This window comes from Micromonospora sp. NBRC 110009 (assembly GCF_030518795.1).
Lineage (GTDB): Bacteria > Actinomycetota > Actinomycetes > Mycobacteriales > Micromonosporaceae > Micromonospora.
In genome coordinates this window covers 3,872,196-3,890,493 of the sequence record NZ_CP130427.1, presented here as the reverse complement: position 1 = coordinate 3,890,493, position 18,298 = coordinate 3,872,196, and the positions used below count along the sequence as shown (strand labels likewise).

Genomic DNA, 18,298 nt, shown 5'->3' with positions numbered 1-18,298 from the left:
CCTTGCCGAAAATTTCGGCCTGGAGCTGCAAGAAGCCGGCACCGGAACCTTCCCCGCGGCAGCCGGCACCCACCCCGTCCCCCGCACCCCCAGGAGTCCCGATGCATCGACGTCGATGCCGGCAACGGCAACCCCAGCTCGGCGCGTCCGACGCCGCACCACGACGCGGAGCCGTCGCGGCGGCCCTCGCCCTCGGCCTGGCCGCCAGCCTGCTCGTCCCCACCGTGGCGGCAGCGCCCGCCACCGCCGCCACCCCTGGCGGCAAGAAGGTCATCGCCCAGCTCTTCGAGTGGAACTGGACCTCCGTGGCCAGCGAGTGCACCACCGTGCTCGGCCCCAAGGGGTACGGCTACGTCCAGGTCTCCCCGCCCCAGGAACACGTCAAGGGCAACCCGTGGTGGGTCGCCTACCAGCCGGTCAGCTACCGGATCGAGTCCCGCAAGGGCACCCGCGCCCAGTTCCAGTCGATGGTGAACACCTGCCACAACGCTGGCGTGAAGGTGATCGTCGACGCCGTCGTCAACCACATGTCCGGCCAGGACAACGGCGGCACCGGCTGGGCCGGCACCACGTACGGCCACTACAGCTACCCGGGCAACTACGGCTCGCAGGACTTCCACCACTGTGGCCGCAACGGCAACGACGACATCGTCAACTACGGCGACCGGTACGAGGTGCAGAACTGCGAACTGGTCAACCTCGCCGACCTGGCCACCGAGTCCGACTACGTGCGCACCCGGCTCGCCACCTACCTGAACGACCTGCTGTCGCTGGGCGTGGACGGGTTCCGGCTGGACGCCAGCAAGCACATGCCGGCCGCCGACATCGCCGCCGTCAAGGGCAAGCTCTCCCGCTCGGCGTACCTGGTGCAGGAGGTCATCCACGGCGCCGGCGAGCCGATCCAGCCGACCGAGTACACCGGCAACGGCGACGTGCACGAGTTCCGGTACGGCAAGGACCTGGCCCGGATGTTCAACAGCGAGCGGCTGGCGTACCTGAGGAACTTCGGCGAGTCCTGGGGCTACCTGCCGGGCAGCCAGGCGGTGGTCTTCACCGACAACCACGACACCCAGCGCGACGGCGGGGTGCTGACCTACCGGGACCGCGGCGAGTACGCCCTGGCGAACGCCTTCATGCTGGCCTGGCCGTACGGCACGCCGGCGGTGATGTCGAGCTTCACGTTCAGCAACAAGGACCAGGGCCCGCCCTCGGACGCCACCAACAAGACCCTCAACACCACGTGCTACTCCGGCTGGGAGTGCGAGCACCGCTGGCGGGTCATCGCCAACATGGTCGCCTTCAACAACGCCACCCAGGGCTCGGGCGTCGCCAACTGGTACGACAACGGCTGGCAGCACATCGCCTTCAGCCGGACCGGCAAGGGCTACTTGACCATCAACGACGAGGACTTCGCGATCACCGGCCGCTCGTACTACACCGGCCTGGCCGCGGGCCGGTACTGCGACGTCATCCACGGCGACTACAGCAACGGCTCGTGCAGCGGGCCGGTGATCACAGTGGACGGCAACGGCTGGTTCGCGGCGAACATCAACGCACACGACGCCGTCGCCATCCACATCGGCGCGAAGCTGCCCTGACCGACGCCCGCACCCCGACGACGGGCGCGGGCCGGCCCGATCTGGCCGGTCCGCGCCCGCCGTCCACCGCCTGAGCCGGAACCCAACGCCGGCCGACCGCGTCGCATCTCCCATGTGGAGACGACCAACTGCCCTGCTCGCCCTGCCCCTCGCCCTCGCCGCCTGCGACGGCACGGACCCGGCCGCGCGGCGCAGCCCGGAGGTGGTCGTCGCGCGCACCGGGTCGCCGGAGCCGTGGACCGGCCGGACGCCGAACCCGGCCGACTGCGGGACCTGGACCCTGCCCCAGGGCGGCCGGCTGCCGGCCGGGGCCACCGAGTGCCTGAGCGGCGCACTGCGGGACCGGCAGCCGGCCCGGATGCGGGTGACCGCCCCGACCACCGAGGGCGACCCGATCACCACCGACTACCTGGTCCGGGTCGACGGCCGGGTCGAGGTCACCGTGGACAGCCGGCGGGACCGGTTCGGCGCCCGCCGGATCGAGCGCCTGGTCTGCACGGGTTCCGTGAAATACGCGCCGGTGCCCACCTTCCCCACCTGCTCGACCCCGGCGCCGGTCTGACCGGCCTCACTCGCCGAGCAGCCAGCCGTTCTCCTCGGCGACGCGGACCGCGTCAGCCCGGTTACGGGCACCGGTCTTGCCGATCGCCGAGGAGAGGTGGTTGCGGACCGTGCCCTCCGACAGGTGCAGCGTCGCGGCCAGGTCGGCGACCGTCCCGCCGGCCCGGGCGGTACGCAGCACCTCCGTCTCCCGCTCGGTGAGCGGGCTCGGCCCGGTGGCCAGGGTCTCCGCCGCCAGCGTCGGGTCGACCACCCGCAGCCCGGCGTGCACCCGGCGGACCGCGTCGGCGAGCTGCCGGGCCGGCGTGTCCTTGACCACGAAGCCGTTCGCGCCGGCCTCCATCGCGCGGCGCAGGAAGCCCGGCCGGCCGAAGGTGGTCACCACGAGCACCCGGCAGCCGGGGACGGCGGCCCGCAGCGCCGCGGTGGCGGCGATCCCGTCCAGGCCGGGCATCTCCACGTCGAGCAGGGCCACGTCGGGTCCGGTGCGGCGGGCCGCGGGAACCACCTCGTCACCGCGGCCCACCTCGGCCACGACGGTCAGGTCCGGCTCCAACGACAGCAGCGCCGCGAGGGCGCCCCGCACCAGTGCCTGGTCGTCGGCGAGCAGCAGTTTGATCGGCTCGGTCACCCGGTCATCCTCCGTGCCGCTCGGCGGGCAGGGCCACCCGGAGCAGGAAGCCTCGCCCCTCGGGACGGCGGCCGACGGTGACGGTGGCGTCCAGCCGCCGGGCCCGCTCCCGCACCCCGACCAGGCCGTGCCCCGCACCCGGCTCGCCGGCCGGCCCGCGGCCGTCGTCGCGGATCTCCACGGCCGCCGGATCCACCCGGATCTCGCAGCGCCGCGCGCCGCTGTGCCGGACCACGTTGGTCACGCCCTCGCGGACCGTCCAGCCGAAGAGCTCGTCCCGCTCCGCCGACAGCGACGGCACCGTCTCCGGCAGCTCCGCGGCGATGCCCGCGGCGGCCAGCGCCGAGCCGGCGCCGGCCAGCTCCGCCGCCAGGCTCACCCCGCGGTACGCCCCGACGGTGCCCCGCACGTCGGCGAGGGCCTGCCGGGCCAGCCGCTCCACGTCGGCGATCTCGGTGGCCGCGCGGGCCGGGTCCAGCTCCAGCAGCCGCCCGGCCAGCTCCGCCTTGACCGCCACCACGGTCAGCGAGTGGCCGAGGATGTCGTGCAGGTCCCGGGCGGTGCGGGCCCGCTCCTCGGCCACCGCGAGCCGGCGGATCTCCTGCTGGGCGGCCTGGAGTTCGGCGTTGCGCTGGGTCAGCCGGGTCACCCCGAACATGGCGAACGAGGCGAGCAGCACCGCGAAGACCACCGTGCCCTCCGCCGCCCAACCGGGCACCAGCGCGGCCGTCACCGGCGGCGTCAGCGCTGCCAGCGCCACCACGACCAGCGCCTGCAGGTTCGGCAGGAGGAACACCGCTGCCGCCGCGACGAAGACCAGCGTGGTCAGCCAGTCGCCACCGGTGCCCGGGATGCCGGCGAGCCCGAGCCCGACCAGCAGCGCCAGGGCCGCCCAGGCCGGGAGGAGCGGGATGGTCCGGTGGGCCAGCCGGTGGGCCCGGGCCCACTGGAAGACCCACACGTAGCAGACGCCGAAGGCGATCAGCGTCGTCGCCCCCACCACCCGCCGCCAGATCTCCGGCTGGTGCAGCGCCGCGAGCAGCGGGATGTTGAGGAAGAAGAGCCACACCGCGGCCAGCAGCCAGCCGGTGAACCGCCAGCGGCGGCTCGCCAGGTAGGTCCCGTCCGGCGGAAGATGCACCTTGAACACGCTAGTCCCGCCGGCCCGGATCAGACGCGGGTGGTGTCGCGGCGGAACAGCCGGGCCGCGGCGAGGCCGAAGAAGGCGGTCCAGGCGGCGATGTTGCCGACCGCCACCCAGTCCATCCCGTCCCCGGTCAACGGGGACCGGGCGAGCTGGCCGACGCCGTACACCGGGGTGAACTTGGCGATCTGCTGCATCACGTGCGGCAGCATGTCGAGCGGGAAGAACAGGCCACCGAACATGGCCAGGATCGCCAGCACCGGGCCCATGAACTGCATGACGTTCTCGGCCGGGGCGAGGTAGCCGACGAAGAGGCCGAGGGCGGCGAAGACCAGCGAGCCGAGCCACGCGGTCAGCCCCGACTCGATCCAGACGTGCACCGGCAGCCGGACCCCGGAGGCGGCGCCGACGGCGAACTCGACCAGCACGCCGAGCAGGCCGAGCACCATCGCGGTGGCCACCTTCGTGGCCACGTACGCGGCCGGGCGCAGCGGGGTGAGCCGCAGCTGGCGGCTCCAGCCCAGCGCCCGCTCGGTGGCGACCGCGGCCCCGGCGCTGGTGGTGGCGACCATCGCCGCGTAGACGGCGAGGCTGATCATGATCCAACCGGTGACGGGCAGGCCGTTGTCCAGGTGCTGACCGCGCTGCGGCAGTCCGAAGAGGAGGAAGAAGACCGCCGGCATGATCAGGATGAACACCAGGGTCCGGCGGTTGCGCAGCACCCGGCGGATCTCGATGCCGAGCACGGCGGTGGAGAACCCGCCCAGGGCGGGGGGCCGGCGGTCGTCGACCCGGGTGGACGAGGCGGTGGTGGTCGAGGCGGTGACGGTCATCTCAGGCTCCGGTATCAGCGGGTCGGCGGTCAGGCGGCGGTGGTCAGGGCGAGGAAGGCGTCCTCGAGGTTGCGCGAGGTGATCTCCAGGTCCCGGGCGTCGGTCCGGGTCAGCAGGTGCCGGGCGACGAGGTCCGAGTCCTCGGTGTGGACCAGGACCGCGTCGCCGCGCAACTCGACCGCCTGCACGCCCGGGAGCGCAGCCAGCGCGGCCTGGTCGGCGCCGGGCAGGGTCGCCCGGACGAGCCGGCCGGCGGCCAGGTTCTTGATCTCGGCGGTGGTGCCGTCGGCGACCACCCGGCCCTGCCGGACCAGCACGATCCGGTCCGCGTACGCGTCGGCCTCGTCGAGGTAGTGGGTGGCGAAGAGGACGGTTCGCCCGGAGCGGGCGTCGGCCCGGATGGCCTGCCAGAAGTCCCGGCGGCCCTCGACGTCCATGCCGGTGGTCGGCTCGTCCAGCACCATCAGGTCCGGGTCGGGCAGCAGCGCCAGGGCGAAGCGCAGCCGCTGCTGCTGGCCCCCGGAGCACTTGCCCACCGGCCGGTCGGCGATGTCGGCGATGCCGGCCCGTTCCAGCACCTCGGCCACCGGCCGGGTGTGGCCGTAGAAGTGCGCGGTCATCCGTACCGTCTCGGCGACGGTGAGGTCCTTGAGCAGTCCGCCGGACTGCATCACGGCGGCGACCCGGCCGAGCCGGACGGCGTCGGCCGGCGTCCCGCCGAACAGCCGGACGGTGCCGGCGTCCGGGCGGGCCAGGCCGAGCAGCATGTCCACCGTGGTGGTCTTGCCGGCGCCGTTGGGGCCGAGGAAGGCGACCACCTCGCCCGGCTCGATCCGCAGGCTGAGGCCGTCGACGGCGGTCACCGGGCCGAAGGTCTTGGTGAGTCCGGCCAGTTCGACGGCCGGTGCGGTGTCGGTCATGACAACGATGTTGCGGCGTGCGGTGTCCGGTTCCCCGGAGCGCTCGTCACCTTCCGACCATGACATTTGTCAGGCCCGCCCGGGCAGAGTCGAGGCGCCGCCCGGGCGGGGCAGCAGGAACGCGCGGCGGCGTCGCCGCGCACGTCCCGCCCCGCTGAGCCCGGGGTTGCCCGCCGCCCGACCGGGTATCCGGCGCCCGTCCGCAGGTCGCCACACCGGGAGGTTCCCATGGCCGCACCGACGGGACGGGTCGACACGATCGTGCTGATCCACGGACTCTGGATGACCACGCGCAGCTGGGAGCACTGGGTCGACCGTTACTCGGCGCTGGGCTTCCGGGTGCTGACCCCCGCCTGGCCCGGGATGGACCGGGAGGTCGAGGAGCTGCGGGAGGATCCGACCCCGATCGCCGAGCAGCGGGTCGCCGACGCCGTCGACCACTACGCGGCGATCATCCGGGACCTCCCCCGGCCGCCGATCATCATGGGGCACTCGTTCGGCGGCCTGTTCACCCAGCTGCTGATCGACCGGGGGCTCGGCGCCGCCGGGGTGGGCGTGCATCCCGCCCAGGTGAAGGGCGTGCTGAAGCTGCCGCTCAGCACGCTGCGCTCCTCGTTCTCCATCCTGCACAACCCGGCCAACCGGCACCGCGCGGTGCCGTTCACCCGGGAGGACTTCCGATACGCCTTCGGCAACACGCTGAGCGCCGAGGAGTCCGACGCGGCCTGGGAGCGGTACGCCGTACCCGGCGCCGGACACGTGCTGTTCGAGGCCGCCTTCGCCAACCTGGACCCGAACGCGGCCACGAAGGTCGACAACAAACGGGCCGACCGGGCCCCGCTACTGCTGACCGCCGGCGGCGAGGACCACGTGCTGCCGCCCTCCGTGGTGTCCGCCAACGCCAACCTCTACCGGGGCTCGACGGCGATCACCAGCTACCGCGAGTACCCCGGGCGGTCGCACTTCGTCGGCGGCGAGCCGGGCTGGGAGGAGGAGGCGGACTTCGCACTGGAGTGGGCCGTGGAGGCGGCGAACGAGTATTCGCCGACGGTGGTCAGCGAAGCCCCCGGCCGCTGAGCCCTGACGCCGGTCGGCCGGGTGGGCTGATCCGCAGCTCGGTCGCACACCTGGGGCATGGTGGGGCGGCGCGGGGGTATGCCCCAGCCATGAGGGCGAGCTTCCGACTTGGTCGGGTCGCGGGCGTACCCGTCGGGGTCAACTGGAGCGTCCTGGTCATCTTCGTGCTGATCGCCTGGGCGCTCTCCGCCAGCCTGTTCCCCCGCTCCTACCCCGGTCACTCCGCCGCCGCCTATCTGGTGGCGGGGTTGAGCGCGTCGATCGTGTTCTTCTTCGGCCTGCTCGCCCACGAGGTGGCGCACGCGGTGATCGCCAAGCGCAACGGGATCGAGGTCGAGGGGATCACGCTCTGGCTCTTCGGCGGGGTCTCGGAGCTGAAGGGCGAGGCCAAGGACCCGGGCGCCGAGCTGCGCATCGCCGGTGTCGGGCCACTGGTCAGCCTCGTGCTCGGGCTCTTCTTCGCCGCGATCGCCGGGGTGCTCGCCCTCGCCGGGGCGCACGGCCTGGTGCTCGGTGCGCTGTCCTGGCTGGCCGGCATCAACGTGCTGCTGGCGATCTTCAACGTGCTGCCGGCCGCGCCGCTGGACGGCGGGCGGCTGCTGCGCGCGGCGGTCTGGAAGGCCACCGGCGACCGGACCAAGGCGGCCGTGGTGGCCGCCCGGGCCGGCTGGGGGCTCGGCATCCTGCTGATCGGCCTCGGCATCTGGCGGTTCGTGGCCGGCGCCGGGGTGGGTGGCCTATGGCTGGCGCTGATCGGCTGGTTCCTGATCGGGGCCGCCGGCGCGGAGGAGCGCCAGGCCCGGATGGGCACTGCCCTGCGCGGCGTACGCGTCGCCGACGTGATGACCCCGCAACCGCAGACCGCGTCCAAGGACATGACCGTCGCCGACTTCGTGGACCACCACCTCTTCACGTACCGGCACTCCGCGCTGCCGCTGACCGAGGACGGCGGACGGCCGATCGGCCTGGTCACCCTCGACCGGGTCCGGGGCATCCCGGCCGACCGCCGGGTCTCGACCACCCTGGGCGAGGTGTCCTGCCAGGCCGGCGACCTGGTGCTCGCCTCCCCGGACGAGCAGCTCACCGACCTGCTCCCCCGGCTCAACGAGTGCGCCGACGGCCGGGCGCTGGTGGTGACCGACCAGCGGCTGGTCGGGATCGTCTCGCCCAGCGACATCAGCCGGGCGGCGCAGCGCGGCAGCCTGCGCGACCAGATGGCCACGCACCGCTAGTCGCGGGGGAAGTACCGGTCCAGCTCCTCGGTGCGGAACTTCCCGGCCGGGTCGAACTCGCGCAGCAGGGCGCGGAAGTCGTCGTACCGGGGGTAGGTCGCGGCCGGGTTGCGGGCGAAGAGCTTGCCCCAGTGCGGGCGCGGGGCGAAGGGCGCGAGCCGCTCCTCCACCTCGGCCAGCACCGGCGCCACCGCCGCCGCGTCCCCGATCCAGGTGAAGTGGATCGCCACGCTGTCCCGCTCGTGGTTCGGGCTGAGCCACAGCCCGTCGGCCGCGACCGTACGCAGCTCGCAGATCTGCAGGACGGCGGCGATCCGCGCCGCGGCCGGATCCAACGCGGCGAGCGCCGCACCGGCCGTGGCGCGCGGCAGGTGCCACTCGGACTGGAGCTCGTCGCCGCTGCTCGGGGTGAAGCCGAGCCGGAAGTGCGGCAGCCGCTCGTGCCACGGCCCCGGCTCGCCGAGCTGGGCGGTGCAGTTCTCCGTCGGCATGCCGGGCACCGGGTGGCACGCCACGTCGGCGGCGGTGGTGCCGAGCCAGTCCGCCGGGGGCGGCGGCTGGTCGGCCCGCTGCTTGAGCCACACCTGGTCGAGCCGGGACGAACGCCAGCCGGTGAAGACGCTCACGCTGTAGGCCGCGTCGAACGCCGCGTCGAGGGCGTCGCGGGGCAGGCCGAGCCGGACGTACTGCCGGAGGTCGAAGGCGGGCACCACGTCCAGGGTGACCCGGGTGACGACGCCGAGCGCGCCGAGGTTGACCACCAGGCCGGCGAAGCGCGGGTCGGCGCGGTCGACGGTGAGCAGGTCACCGTCGGCGGTGACCAGCTCCAGCCCGGCCACGGCGGCGGCCAGGTTGCGGTTGGCGCGGCCCGAGCCGTGGCTGGCGGTGGCCACCGCCCCGGCGACCGAGATGTGCGGCAGCGACGCCAGGTTGGCCACCGCGTACCCCTCGGCGTGCAGCCGGGTGGCGAGGTCGCCGTAGCGCAGTCCGGCGGCGACGGTGACGGTGCCCCGGCCGGGGTCCAGGGCGACGGTGGCCGGCAGCCCGGCCACCGAGACCAGGTCGCCGGCGGTGTCGCCGAGCCGGTTCAACGAGTGCCCGGTGCCCGCCGCCCGCACCCGGTCGGCGCCGGCCACCAGCCGGCGCAGCTCGTCGACGGTGGACGGTCGGTGGCGCCGCGCGGCGCGGTAGCGGACGTTCCCCGCCCAGTTCCCACCTGGGACCGGGGGCGGTCCGTCGGGGTCGGCGGGGACGGGCGTGGCGGCGTCGGTCACGGGGAGGTCGTCCGATCGGTCGGCGTGTCGGTGTCGGTCAGGGCGGCGCAGAGGGCGTCGAGCGCCGCGTCCACCTGGCCGGTGTGGTACCCACGCAGGGCGACCAGCAGACCGGCGGCGCGGGCCTGCTCGATCTCCGCCCGGGCGGCCCGCCGCTCCGCCGGCCCGCCCCGGGCCAGCGCCTCCCGGGCGCGGCGCACCAGGCGGTCCACCTCGCGGACGTCGTAGCCGCGCAGCCCGATGGTGAAGTCGAGGTCCGCCCCGCCCAGCGGGCTGCGCGCGTCGGTGAACCGGCCGCCGGCGTACCGGGTCAGCGCCGCGGCCACCTCGTCGGGGCTCTCCCGCACCTGGGTGAGGTCGAGCAGTTCCACGGCGGGACGGCCGTCGCGCGGATGCCGGCCGGTGGCCGGCGCGCCCGACGGCAGGCCGGGGCCGGGCACCCCGACCAGCCGGCCCGCGTCGTCGAGGGCGAGCGCGTCGAACTGCGCCCACGCGTACGTCCCGCGCAGCCTCGGCCGGCGCACCTGCAGCCCGTCGGCACCGATCACGAAGCGGAACGGCCGCAGCGCGTTGAGCAGCGCCGCGCCGCCGATCAGGATGACGCTGATCGCGACCAGCCGGCGCAGCAGCCCTTCGCCGGCGACGGCGAGGACCATCACGCCACCCGCCACGCAGACGATCGCCAGTGGTAGCGCTCCCCGGCTCCGGTGCAGCTCCACGTTGTCACCCCCGTCGTCGGCGTCGTCGTCCGGGTGCATCATCCGTCAACCTGTCAAGCCACGGTTGCCCCGGGGCCGCGCGGGGAACTCTGCGTACATGAGCAGCTACCCCGACCCGACCCTCCGCGGCGACGTCCACCCGTCGGAGGAGGAGATCGACCCGACCGGCGTCGGCCTCGACCCGGCGAGCGGGCCGCCGGCGCACGGCACCGCGCCGGTGCCGGCGCCGACCCCGGAGCCCGAACCGGATCCCGTCCCGCGACCCGGCCCGCCGCCCCGGGCGGGGTACTCCATCGTCACCCGCCACCTGGACGGGTCGACGGAGACGGTCACCGACCTGGACGGCGACGGTGTCGCCGACCTGGTGCAGGTCGACCTCGACGGCGACGGCGTCCCGGACGTCACGTACCTGGACAGCGACCGTGACGGCCGGCTGGACACGGTGCGGCACAACTTCGACGGGCCGGCCCGCTGACGGCGGACCGGCCCGGGTGAGGCGGCTCAGAGCTGGGGCATGACCTCGGCGGCGATCAGCTCCAGGTGGTCCAGGTCGGCCAGGTCGAGCACCTGGAGATAGACCCGCTGGCTGCCGATCGACGCGTACCGGCCGAGCCGGTCGACGATCTCGGCTGGGGTGCCGGCCAGGCCGTTCTCCCGCAGCTCGGCGGGCTCCCGGCCGATCGCCGCGGCCCGCCGGGCCACCTCGGCCTCGTCCCGCCCGCAGCAGACCACCAGGGCGTGGGACCAGACCATGGTGGCCGGGTCGCGGTCGATCTCCACGCAGGCGGCCCGGACCCGCTCGATCAGGGCGGCCGAGTCCGCGAGCGACACGAACGGCATGTTGAATTCGGCGGCGTACCGGGCGGCCAGGCGCGGGGTCCGCTTCGGGCCGGTGCCGCCGAGCAGGACCGGCGGGCGCGGTTGCTGCACCGGCTTGGGCAGCGCCGGCGAGTCGCTGACCGGGTAGTACTTCCCAGGGAAGTCGAAGGTGCCGCCGGCCGGCGTCTCCCAGAGACCGGTGATGACGGCGAGCTGCTCCTCCAGCCGGTCGAAGCGCTCCCCCACCGAGGGGAACGGGATCCCGTACGCGGTGTGCTCCTCGGCGAACCAGCCGGCGCCGATGCCCAGCTCGACCCGGCCGCCGCTCATCTGGTCGACCTGCGCCACGGTGATGGCGAGCGGGCCGGGGAGCCGGAAGGTGGCCGCGGTCATCAGGGTGCCGAGCCGGATCCGGGAGGTGTCCCGGGCCAGGCCGGCGAGGGTGGTCCAGGCGTCGGTCGGACCGGGCTCGCCGGGCACCGAGCCCATCTTCAGGTAGTGGTCGGACCGGAAGAAGGCGCCGAAGCCGGTCTCCTCCGCGCGGCGCGCCACAGCGAGCAGTTGGTCGTAGCTGGCGCCCTGCTGGGGTTCGGTGAAGATCCGCAGTTCCATGACCCGAGCATAGGAACCGGCCGGGCCGCTCCGCTGACGTAACCGCACCAGCCATTATTCCTTGACAGGCATATGAGTGATGAGGCATATTCGGGTGGTGTCCGTTGACGCCTTCACCGTCCTGGCCGAGCCCACCCGCCGCCGCATCCTCGACCGGCTTCGCCGGGCGGAGAGCAGCGTGGGCGAGCTGGTGGACGCGCTGGGGATGAGCCAACCGGCCGTCTCCAAGCACCTGAAGGTTTTGCGCGAGGCCGGCTTCGTCACCTTCCGGACCGCCGCACAGCAGCGGATCTACCGGCTCGACACCCGCCCGCTACGAGCCGTGGACGACTGGCTCGGGCCGTACCGGCGGATGTGGGCCGAGCACCTCGACGCCCTGGAGCACCACCTCGACAGTCAGGAGTGACGATGGACCGCGACAACTTCCGACCCGGCCCGCTCGCCGAGGTCGCCCGCGTACCGGCCGACGAGCGCTGGGACCTGGTGTTCGTCCGGGACCTGCGGCACCCGCCGGAGAAGGTGTGGGCCGCGCTGACCGAGCCGGACCAGCTCGCCCAGTGGGCGCCCTTCGTGGCCAGCCGGGACCTCGGCACGCCGGGCGACGCCACGCTCAGCACCGTCGACGGCGACCAGACCTGGCCGGAGCCGGCGACGGTGGTGCGCACCGAGCGGCCGTCGCTGCTGGAGTACAGCTGGGGCGACGGGCTGCTGCGCTGGGAGCTGACCCCGACCGGGACCGGCACCCGGCTGACCCTGCGACACCGGATCGACCGGCCCGATCTCGCCCCGCAGATGGCCGCCGGTTGGCACCTCTGCCTGGACGTCGCCGACCACCTGCTCGCCGGCGACCCGGTCGGCCCGATCCGCGGGGCCGAGGCGAAGGACTTCGGCTGGGACGAGCTGCGCGACGCGTACGCGGAACGCCTGGACCAGCCCCCGGCGTGAGCGCCGGCGCGGGGTCCACCGCGGCGGACCCCGCCCCGCTCAACCCGCCCGGCCCGGGACGTCCGGGAGGGTGATCGCGGCGGCCGCCGTGCGGATCGGCTCGGTGACCCGGCGGATCATCGCCTCCCGGCCGGGCAGGCGCGGCATGAGCCGCAGCATCAGCGTCTGCAACCGGATCTGCGCGGCCGAGCCGAGCACCATGCCCTTCAGGTTCCGCTCGGCGAGCTGCTGGTTCGCGGCGACGAACGGCCGCATCCGGCGCTCGTACGCGGCGAACCCGGCCGCCGGGTCAGCCGCCGCCTCGGCCAGCGACGCGGCCAGCACGTATGCCCCGACGAGGCCGAGGCTGGTGCCCTGCCCGGACGCCGGCGAGGCGCCGTAGGCGGCGTCGCCGACCAGGCCCACCCGCCCGGTCGACCAGCTGTCCATCCGCACCTGGCTCATCGAGTCGAAGTAGAGGTCCGGCGCGTCCGCCAGCGCGTCCAGCAGCTCCGGCACCCGCCAGCCGGCACCGGCGAACGCCCGGGCCAGCGCGGCCCGCTGCGCGGCGAGGTCCCGGTGGTCGGGCTCCTCGGCGGGCGACGGGAAGAGGAAGAGCGCCCGCGCGACGCCGGAGCAGCGGTTCGAAGCGGCCTGGGAACGGATCATCAAGTCCTTCACCCGGCTGCGACCGCTCTGGGCCATCCAGTTCGAGCTGATTGCCCAGCTGGACCGGGAGCCCGAGCTACGTCAGGCGTTCGCCGCCGTCACCGGCCAGGCCCGACTCGGCCTCGCCGAGATCTTCCACCGGCTCGACCCCGCCGCTGACGAACCCACGGCGCTCGCGCTCGGCTCCTTCCACCAGGCACTGCTCGGCGGGATGGCGGCGCAGTGGCTGGTCGACCCGGAGACGGCGCCGTCGGCGCAGGAGCTGACCCGGGCGCTGCGGACCGTCGCCGGAGAATTCACCGGCCCGCCGTCGGGGCGCCCCGGCGAGGCGTGATCCGCCTGGGGCGAACCGCGGCGGAGTCAGGCCGCGGCCGGGTCGGCGTCCCGGTCGCCGAGGATCGGCGCGGCGGCGCGGCCGACGAACGTGAAGGTGTCCCGGGCGGCCTCGGTCGCCTCGCGCAGCTCCTCGGTCGACCAGTCCCGGGCGGCGACGGCGCGGCGGAAGTCCCGCCAGTCGCGGCCCGGCACCCGGCCGCTGCGGCGGAAGAATCCGGTCGCCGTCCCCTCCGGCAGACCGAGGAGCCGTTCCACGGCGGGGGCGATGACGCTGCCACCCAGGGCACTGCCGAGCAGGACGTACCGCCCGCCCAACGCCCGGGCGGGGCTGTCGAACCGGACGCCCGGCGGGTCGGCGGAGGCAACCGCGTCGGCCGGGTCGGCGTCGAGGGTGGCCAGGTCGGCGCGGAGCAGCCCGGCCGCCTCGCCGAGCCGGGGGTCGAGCCCCAGCCCCGACCAGTCGGCGGCGGCGAGTTGCCGCTCCACCGGCGCCCAGGAGGCGAGCAGCGCGGCCAGCACGGCCGCCAGGTCCGCCCGCTCGCGGATCCGGCCGGGCAGGTTCAGGTGACGCTCCAGGACGAGATGGTGCTCCCGGGTGCCGGCGCGTAGCGCGGCCAGCATGGGCGACACCGTCTCCCGGCGGGCGGGCTGAGCCGGTTTCGACATCCGGCAAGTATGCCCCGCCCGGCGCGACCCGGTTCTCGCGCGTACACCCGTCGATCCCACGGATCAGCCGCGCCGTATCACATCCATAAGCGTGAGGACGACGCGGCCGGACACTGCTGATTCGTCCTCGGCGATTTCTTGCGGCGAACCGGCCAACCGCCGGGAGCGGCTCGCCCATATGCGCCGCCGAGCGGCGACGACATCGGGGGCGAAAATCTGCGGACCTGACGCTTCTCTATCGCCGACGCCCTATTCGGGGACGAAGGGTGGCAGCGGCGCGGCACCCTTCGGCGGTGCCACTGTACGGGACGAACAGCCCAGGGAGCAGCGAAAACGTTCGGCCGACGATGCCGGTGAGCACGTCCGCCGTGCGTGCCGACGACCGAATTCGACAACTCCGCAGCGGCAGTTTTTGTGTGCAGATCCACATTCCCCGCAGCACCGGCTGGATTTATCGCGATGACGTCGGTAGGTTTCTCGGCCTGCCCGTGTGGCCCACAGAACGTGACCGATGTTGATATCGACGGACGAGACGCGAAGACGGTCACCGATGGCGCGATCCGCCAGCGGTTTCCGTCGGAGAGGGGATCGTGTCCGCGCTCGCAGTGAAGTCGCTCTATAAAATATTCGGCAGTCGAGCTGACGAAGCGGTAAGGCGCCTGACGAACGGCGCGCCCCGCGCCGAGGCCCTGGCCGGGCTGCCCGCCACGGCCGCCGTGATCGACGCGAACTTCGAGGTACGCCCCGGCGAGATCTTCGTCGTGATGGGCCTCTCCGGCTCCGGCAAGTCGACCCTCATCCGGATGCTCAACGGCCTGCTCCGCCCCACCAAGGGCAGCGTGCGGATCGACGGGGTCGAGCTGACCACGCTGAAGCCCGCCGCGCTGCGCAAGCTGCGGCGGGAGAAGATCAGCATGGTCTTCCAGCACTTCGCGCTCATGCCACACCGGACGGTGCTGGAGAACGCCGGGTACGCGCTGGAGGTCGCCGGCCTGCCCAAGGCCGAGCGACGCGAGCGCGCCCTGGACGCGCTGCGGATGGTGGGCCTCGAGGAGTGGGCGGACAAGCTCCCCCACGACCTCTCCGGCGGCATGCGGCAGCGGGTCGGGCTGGCCCGCGCGCTCGCGGCCGGCACCGACATCCTGCTGATGGACGAGGCGTTCTCGGCGCTGGACCCGCTCATCCGCCGGGAGATCCAGGACCAGCTCCTCGAACTCCAGGCCGAGTTGGGCAAGACCATCATCTTCATCACCCACGACCTCAACGAGGCCATGCGGCTCGGCGACCGGATCGCGGTGATGCGCGACGGCCGGATCGTCCAGATCGGCACCGCCGAGGAGATCCTCACCGACCCGGCCAACGGGTACGTGGCGCAGTTCGTCGCCGACGTCGACCGGACCAGGATCCTCACCGCCGCGTCGGTGATGGAGAAGCCGCACCAGGTCCTGGACGCGAACGCCGGTCCCCGGGTGGCCGCGAAGGCGCTGCGGGAGAGCCAGAGTTCGGTGATCTACGTGACGGGGCCGATGAAGAGGTTCCTCGGCACGGTCACCGAGCACGAGGTGCTGCGCGCGCTCCGCGAGGGCCGGCAGAACCTCGACGGGTACGTCTCGACCGAGCGGGTCCGCACGGTCACCGAGGACACCGCGGTGGCCGACCTCTTCGCCGACTCCGCGGAGAGCCAGCACCCGGTGGCCGTGCTGGACGAGCGGGGCCGGCTGACCGGGGTGATCCCCCGGATCACGCTGCTCAGCGCGTTGGCCGCCGCCACCCCCGACGAGGTGCCGACGGCGGACGAACCGGCCGACGAGCCGGCATCGGACGAGATCGAACTGGTCGCCGCGAAGGGAGAGTCGGCATGAGCGTCACGCAGTCGCCGGTCGACAGCTGGCTGCCCCGGGTGCCGCTGGGCGCCTGGACCGAGTCCGCCGTCGACTGGGCCACCGGCACCCTCGGCCCGTTCTTCGACGCGGTCGCCGCCGTGGTCGACGCGCTGGTCGGCCCGCTCGGCGACCTGCTCACCGGCGTACCGGCGGTGGTGGTCGTGCTGGTCCTCGCCGCGCTCGGCTGGTGGCTGCGCGGCTGGAAGTTCGGCCTCGGCACCGCGGTCGGCCTCGGCCTGGTGGCCGGGATGCCGTACTGGGAGGAGACCATGAGCACCCTGGCCCAGGTGCTCGTGGCCAGCGTGCTCGCCCTGCTGCTGGCGATCCCGCTGGGCGTGTTCATCGCCGAGAACAAGCGGGCGTCGGCGGTGGCCCGACCGGTGCTGGACCTGATGCAGACGATGCCGGCGTTCGTCTACCTCATCCCGGCGATCTTCTTCTTCGGCATCGGCACCGTGCCCGGGGTGCTGGCCACGCTGGTGTTCAGCATGCCGCCCGGCGTACGCCTGACCGAGCTGGGCCTGCGCCAGGTCGACAAGGAGATCGTCCAGGCCGCGGAGTCGTTCGGCGCGCCACCGTGGATGGTGCTGCTGCGGACGAAGCTGCCGCTGGCCCTGCCCACCATCATGACCGGGGTCAACCAGGTGATCATGCTGGCCCTGTCCATGGTCGTCATCGCCGGCATGGTCGGCGCCGGCGGCCTCGGCGACGTGATCATGTTCGCGCTCTCCCAGGTCGAGGTGGGCAGCGGCTTCGAGGGCGGCATCGCGGTCGTGGTCCTCGCCGTGGTGCTCGACCGACTGACCGATTCCGTGGGCGACCGGTTCCCCTCCGCGCGGGCGCAACGCCTCGCGCGGGAGGCCGCCTGAGCGTCGCCCTCCACCGGCACCCCTGTTCCCGCGTACGCGGGTCCGCCGGCTCGAATCAGGAAGGACAACCCTGTGTTCACGACCCTGAAGCGCGTCCTCGCGCTCGCGGTGACCGCCACCCTGGCCCTGGGTGGTGCCGCCGCCTGCGGCGGGAAGTCGGACGGCGCGTCCGGCAACGGCAAGAAGATCACCATCGGCTACATGGCCTGGGACGAGGCGATCGCCGCGTCCCACCTGTGGCAGCACATCCTGGAGGAGAAGGGCTACCGGGTCCAGCTCAAGAACCTGGAGGCCGGTCTCGTCTACGGCGGCCTCGCCGGCGGCGACATCGACCTCTTCCTGGACGGCTGGCTGCCCCAGACGCACGCCTCGTACGTGGAGAAGTACGGTGACAAGCTGGAGAAGCTCGGCGTCTGGCACGACGACGCCAGCCTGAGCATCGCGGTGCCGAAGTACGTCGACGGCGTCGACTCGCTGGAGGACCTGGCCGCCAAGGCCGGCACCTTCGACGGGCAGCTGATCGGGATCGAGCCGGGCGCCGGCCTGACCAAGGCCACCCAGGAGAAGGTGCTCCCCGGCTACGGCCTGGACGGCGCGATGAAGCTGAAGACCTCCTCCACCCCGGCCATGCTCGCCGCGCTCGACGGGGCGATCGCCGACCACAAGCCGATCGCGGTCACCCTCTGGCACCCGCACTGGGCCTACGCGAAGTACGAGCTGAAGGACCTGGCCGACCCGAAGGGCACCCTCGGCCAGGCCGAGCAGATCAACACCTTCGCCCGGAAGGGCTTCGGCAAGGACTTCCCCGAGGTCACGGCGATGCTGAAGAAGTTCAAGATGGACGGTCAGCAGCTCGGGTCCCTGGAGGACCTGATGTTCAACACCCACAAGGGCGACGAGGAGAAGGCCGTCGAGGAGTGGCTCAAGGCCAACCCCGACTACCTGAAGACCCTCTCCTGACCGCATCCCGACCACGAGGGGCCCCGCCGGTTCGGCGGGGCCCCTCGTGGTCCGCTCAGTCGCCCTCGGCGAGCAGCAGCGCCGACCTCGGCATGCGCGACGTCACCGGGTTGAGCCGCGTCCGGTGCGGCGCCGGATCCGCCGGGCGACAAGGGCGACCACCGTGCTCCCCGCCGCCATCCCGATCAGCACCAGCACGGCCCCGACCGCCCACAGCCCGGTGTCGTCGGTCGACGCGGCGTGCACGGCCCAGGTGACGGTGAAGGCGACCGTCATCACCGGCGCCACCAGCCAGGGGCTGAGCCACCAGGCGCCGACGGCGGCGATCACGGCCAGGGTGAGCACGCAGCCGGCCACCTGCCACACCGCGTACGGGCCGCTGATCGCGCCGGTCTCCGGGTCGACCGTGTAGCCCGAGTCCCAGCCCAGCCAGGCGAACCAGGCGCCGACCGTCGCCGCGGCCAGCAACAGGCCGCCGAGGAGAGTACGCCTACCCGTCGTCATGGTCACGGCCCGATCCTTTCGCCGATCGTCAAGGTGCGGATGAGTATCCGTACTCGGCTCGGCGCTG

Annotated in this window: 21 protein-coding genes; 11 read left to right on the top strand and 10 right to left on the bottom strand. The window is 73.4% G+C overall.

Translation table 11 applies throughout. The features are described from left to right. Positions 1-101: 101 nt before the first annotated feature. Positions 102-1,598, top strand: coding sequence for an alpha-amylase (locus Q2K19_RS18685; protein ID WP_302762579.1), 1,497 nt, complete (start codon positions 102-104; stop codon positions 1,596-1,598). Positions 1,599-1,710: 112 nt separating this feature from the next. Further along, the gene (locus Q2K19_RS18680) at positions 1,711-2,160 is read left to right on the top strand and encodes a DUF4362 domain-containing protein (RefSeq protein WP_302762578.1); all 450 of its coding nucleotides are present in this window, start codon (positions 1,711-1,713) and stop codon (positions 2,158-2,160) included. A 6-nt stretch (positions 2,161-2,166) separates the two neighbouring features. On the opposite strand, the gene Q2K19_RS18675 is transcribed toward Q2K19_RS18680, so the two are convergent. Genes Q2K19_RS18675 through Q2K19_RS18660 form a run of 4 tightly spaced genes read right to left on the bottom strand, consistent with a single transcriptional unit; the run spans position 2,167 to position 5,687 of the window. Further along, the gene (locus Q2K19_RS18675; RefSeq protein ID WP_302762577.1) at positions 2,167-2,790 is read right to left on the bottom strand and encodes a response regulator transcription factor; all 624 of its coding nucleotides are present in this window, start codon (positions 2,788-2,790) and stop codon (positions 2,167-2,169) included. Between the two features lie 4 nt (positions 2,791-2,794). Continuing rightward, a complete protein-coding gene (locus tag Q2K19_RS18670) occupies positions 2,795-3,931 on the bottom strand; it encodes a sensor histidine kinase (RefSeq protein ID WP_302762576.1) in 1,137 nt (378 codons plus the stop codon). A 29-nt stretch (positions 3,932-3,960) separates the two neighbouring features. Further along, a complete protein-coding gene (locus Q2K19_RS18665) occupies positions 3,961-4,767 on the bottom strand; it encodes an ABC transporter permease (protein WP_302762575.1) in 807 nt (268 codons plus the stop codon). A 29-nt stretch (positions 4,768-4,796) separates the two neighbouring features. Then, the gene (locus Q2K19_RS18660; protein ID WP_302762574.1) at positions 4,797-5,687 is read right to left on the bottom strand and encodes an ABC transporter ATP-binding protein; all 891 of its coding nucleotides are present in this window, start codon (positions 5,685-5,687) and stop codon (positions 4,797-4,799) included. A 228-nt stretch (positions 5,688-5,915) separates the two neighbouring features. Here Q2K19_RS18660 and Q2K19_RS18655 point away from each other — a divergent pair, with 228 nt between their 5' ends. Together Q2K19_RS18655 and Q2K19_RS18650 are read left to right on the top strand one after the other, a co-directional pair. Next, positions 5,916-6,764, top strand: coding sequence for an alpha/beta hydrolase (locus tag Q2K19_RS18655; protein WP_302762573.1), 849 nt, complete (start codon positions 5,916-5,918; stop codon positions 6,762-6,764). Between the two features lie 89 nt (positions 6,765-6,853). Continuing rightward, positions 6,854-7,996, top strand: a complete 1,143-nt coding sequence (locus Q2K19_RS18650; protein WP_302762572.1) for a site-2 protease family protein — start codon at positions 6,854-6,856, stop codon at positions 7,994-7,996. Here Q2K19_RS18650 and Q2K19_RS18645 read toward each other — a convergent pair. Further along, entirely contained in the window at positions 7,993-9,270 is a 1,278-nt protein-coding gene (locus Q2K19_RS18645) for an FAD-binding protein (protein WP_302762571.1), read from the bottom strand. The genes Q2K19_RS18650 and Q2K19_RS18645 overlap by 4 nt on opposite strands. After that, positions 9,267-10,031: a hypothetical protein gene (locus Q2K19_RS18640; protein ID WP_302762570.1), complete on the bottom strand. Its 765-nt coding sequence runs from the start codon at positions 10,029-10,031 to the stop codon at positions 9,267-9,269. Before Q2K19_RS18640 ends, Q2K19_RS18645 begins: the two co-directional genes overlap by 4 nt. A 55-nt stretch (positions 10,032-10,086) precedes the next feature. On the opposite strand from Q2K19_RS18640, the gene Q2K19_RS18635 reads away from it, so the two are divergent. Further along, positions 10,087-10,464: a hypothetical protein gene (locus Q2K19_RS18635; protein WP_302762569.1), complete on the top strand. Its 378-nt coding sequence runs from the start codon at positions 10,087-10,089 to the stop codon at positions 10,462-10,464. Positions 10,465-10,490: 26 nt separating this feature from the next. On the opposite strand, the gene Q2K19_RS18630 is transcribed toward Q2K19_RS18635, so the two are convergent. Beyond that, a complete protein-coding gene (locus Q2K19_RS18630) occupies positions 10,491-11,420 on the bottom strand; it encodes an LLM class F420-dependent oxidoreductase (protein WP_302762568.1) in 930 nt (309 codons plus the stop codon). Between the two features lie 79 nt (positions 11,421-11,499). Here Q2K19_RS18630 and Q2K19_RS18625 point away from each other — a divergent pair, with 79 nt between their 5' ends. Both Q2K19_RS18625 and Q2K19_RS18620 read left to right on the top strand, forming a co-directional pair. Then, the gene (locus Q2K19_RS18625) at positions 11,500-11,826 is read left to right on the top strand and encodes an ArsR/SmtB family transcription factor (protein ID WP_302762567.1); all 327 of its coding nucleotides are present in this window, start codon (positions 11,500-11,502) and stop codon (positions 11,824-11,826) included. A 2-nt stretch (positions 11,827-11,828) separates the two neighbouring features. Next, entirely contained in the window at positions 11,829-12,365 is a 537-nt protein-coding gene (locus Q2K19_RS18620) for an SRPBCC family protein (RefSeq protein ID WP_302762566.1), read from the top strand. Between the two features lie 39 nt (positions 12,366-12,404). On the opposite strand, the gene Q2K19_RS18615 is transcribed toward Q2K19_RS18620, so the two are convergent. After that, on the bottom strand, positions 12,405-13,013 hold the full coding sequence (locus Q2K19_RS18615) for an FAD-dependent monooxygenase (RefSeq protein ID WP_302762565.1): 609 nt from the start codon (positions 13,011-13,013) through the stop codon (positions 12,405-12,407). On the opposite strand from Q2K19_RS18615, the gene Q2K19_RS33350 reads away from it, so the two are divergent. Further along, positions 13,009-13,347 carry a hypothetical protein gene (locus tag Q2K19_RS33350; protein WP_368046149.1) on the top strand — a complete coding sequence of 113 codons (339 nt, stop codon included), beginning with the start codon at positions 13,009-13,011 and terminating at the stop codon, positions 13,345-13,347. The two genes, Q2K19_RS18615 and Q2K19_RS33350, sit on opposite strands and share 5 nt — an antisense overlap. 26 nt (positions 13,348-13,373) lie before the next feature. Here Q2K19_RS33350 and Q2K19_RS18605 read toward each other — a convergent pair whose 3' ends face one another. Beyond that, a complete protein-coding gene (locus tag Q2K19_RS18605; RefSeq protein WP_302762563.1) occupies positions 13,374-14,015 on the bottom strand; it encodes a biliverdin-producing heme oxygenase in 642 nt (213 codons plus the stop codon). 587 nt (positions 14,016-14,602) lie between these two features. On the opposite strand from Q2K19_RS18605, the gene Q2K19_RS18600 reads away from it, so the two are divergent. The 3 genes from Q2K19_RS18600 to Q2K19_RS18590 all read left to right on the top strand — a co-directional run bounded on the left by Q2K19_RS18600 (position 14,603) and on the right by Q2K19_RS18590 (position 17,727). Then, positions 14,603-15,877, top strand: coding sequence for a quaternary amine ABC transporter ATP-binding protein (locus Q2K19_RS18600; RefSeq protein ID WP_446839805.1), 1,275 nt, complete (start codon positions 14,603-14,605; stop codon positions 15,875-15,877). Next, complete coding sequence (locus tag Q2K19_RS18595) at positions 15,874-16,767, top strand: ABC transporter permease (RefSeq protein ID WP_302762561.1); 894 nt, start codon at positions 15,874-15,876, stop codon at positions 16,765-16,767. Before Q2K19_RS18600 ends, Q2K19_RS18595 begins: the two co-directional genes overlap by 4 nt. Before the next feature lie 72 nt (positions 16,768-16,839). Then, complete coding sequence (locus tag Q2K19_RS18590) at positions 16,840-17,727, top strand: glycine betaine ABC transporter substrate-binding protein (protein WP_302762560.1); 888 nt, start codon at positions 16,840-16,842, stop codon at positions 17,725-17,727. 102 nt (positions 17,728-17,829) lie between these two features. Here the strand turns inward: Q2K19_RS18590 and Q2K19_RS18585 are convergent, their stop codons facing one another. Continuing rightward, positions 17,830-18,231, bottom strand: a complete 402-nt coding sequence (locus Q2K19_RS18585; RefSeq protein ID WP_302772617.1) for a hypothetical protein — start codon at positions 18,229-18,231, stop codon at positions 17,830-17,832. Between the last annotated feature and the right edge of the window lie 67 nt (positions 18,232-18,298).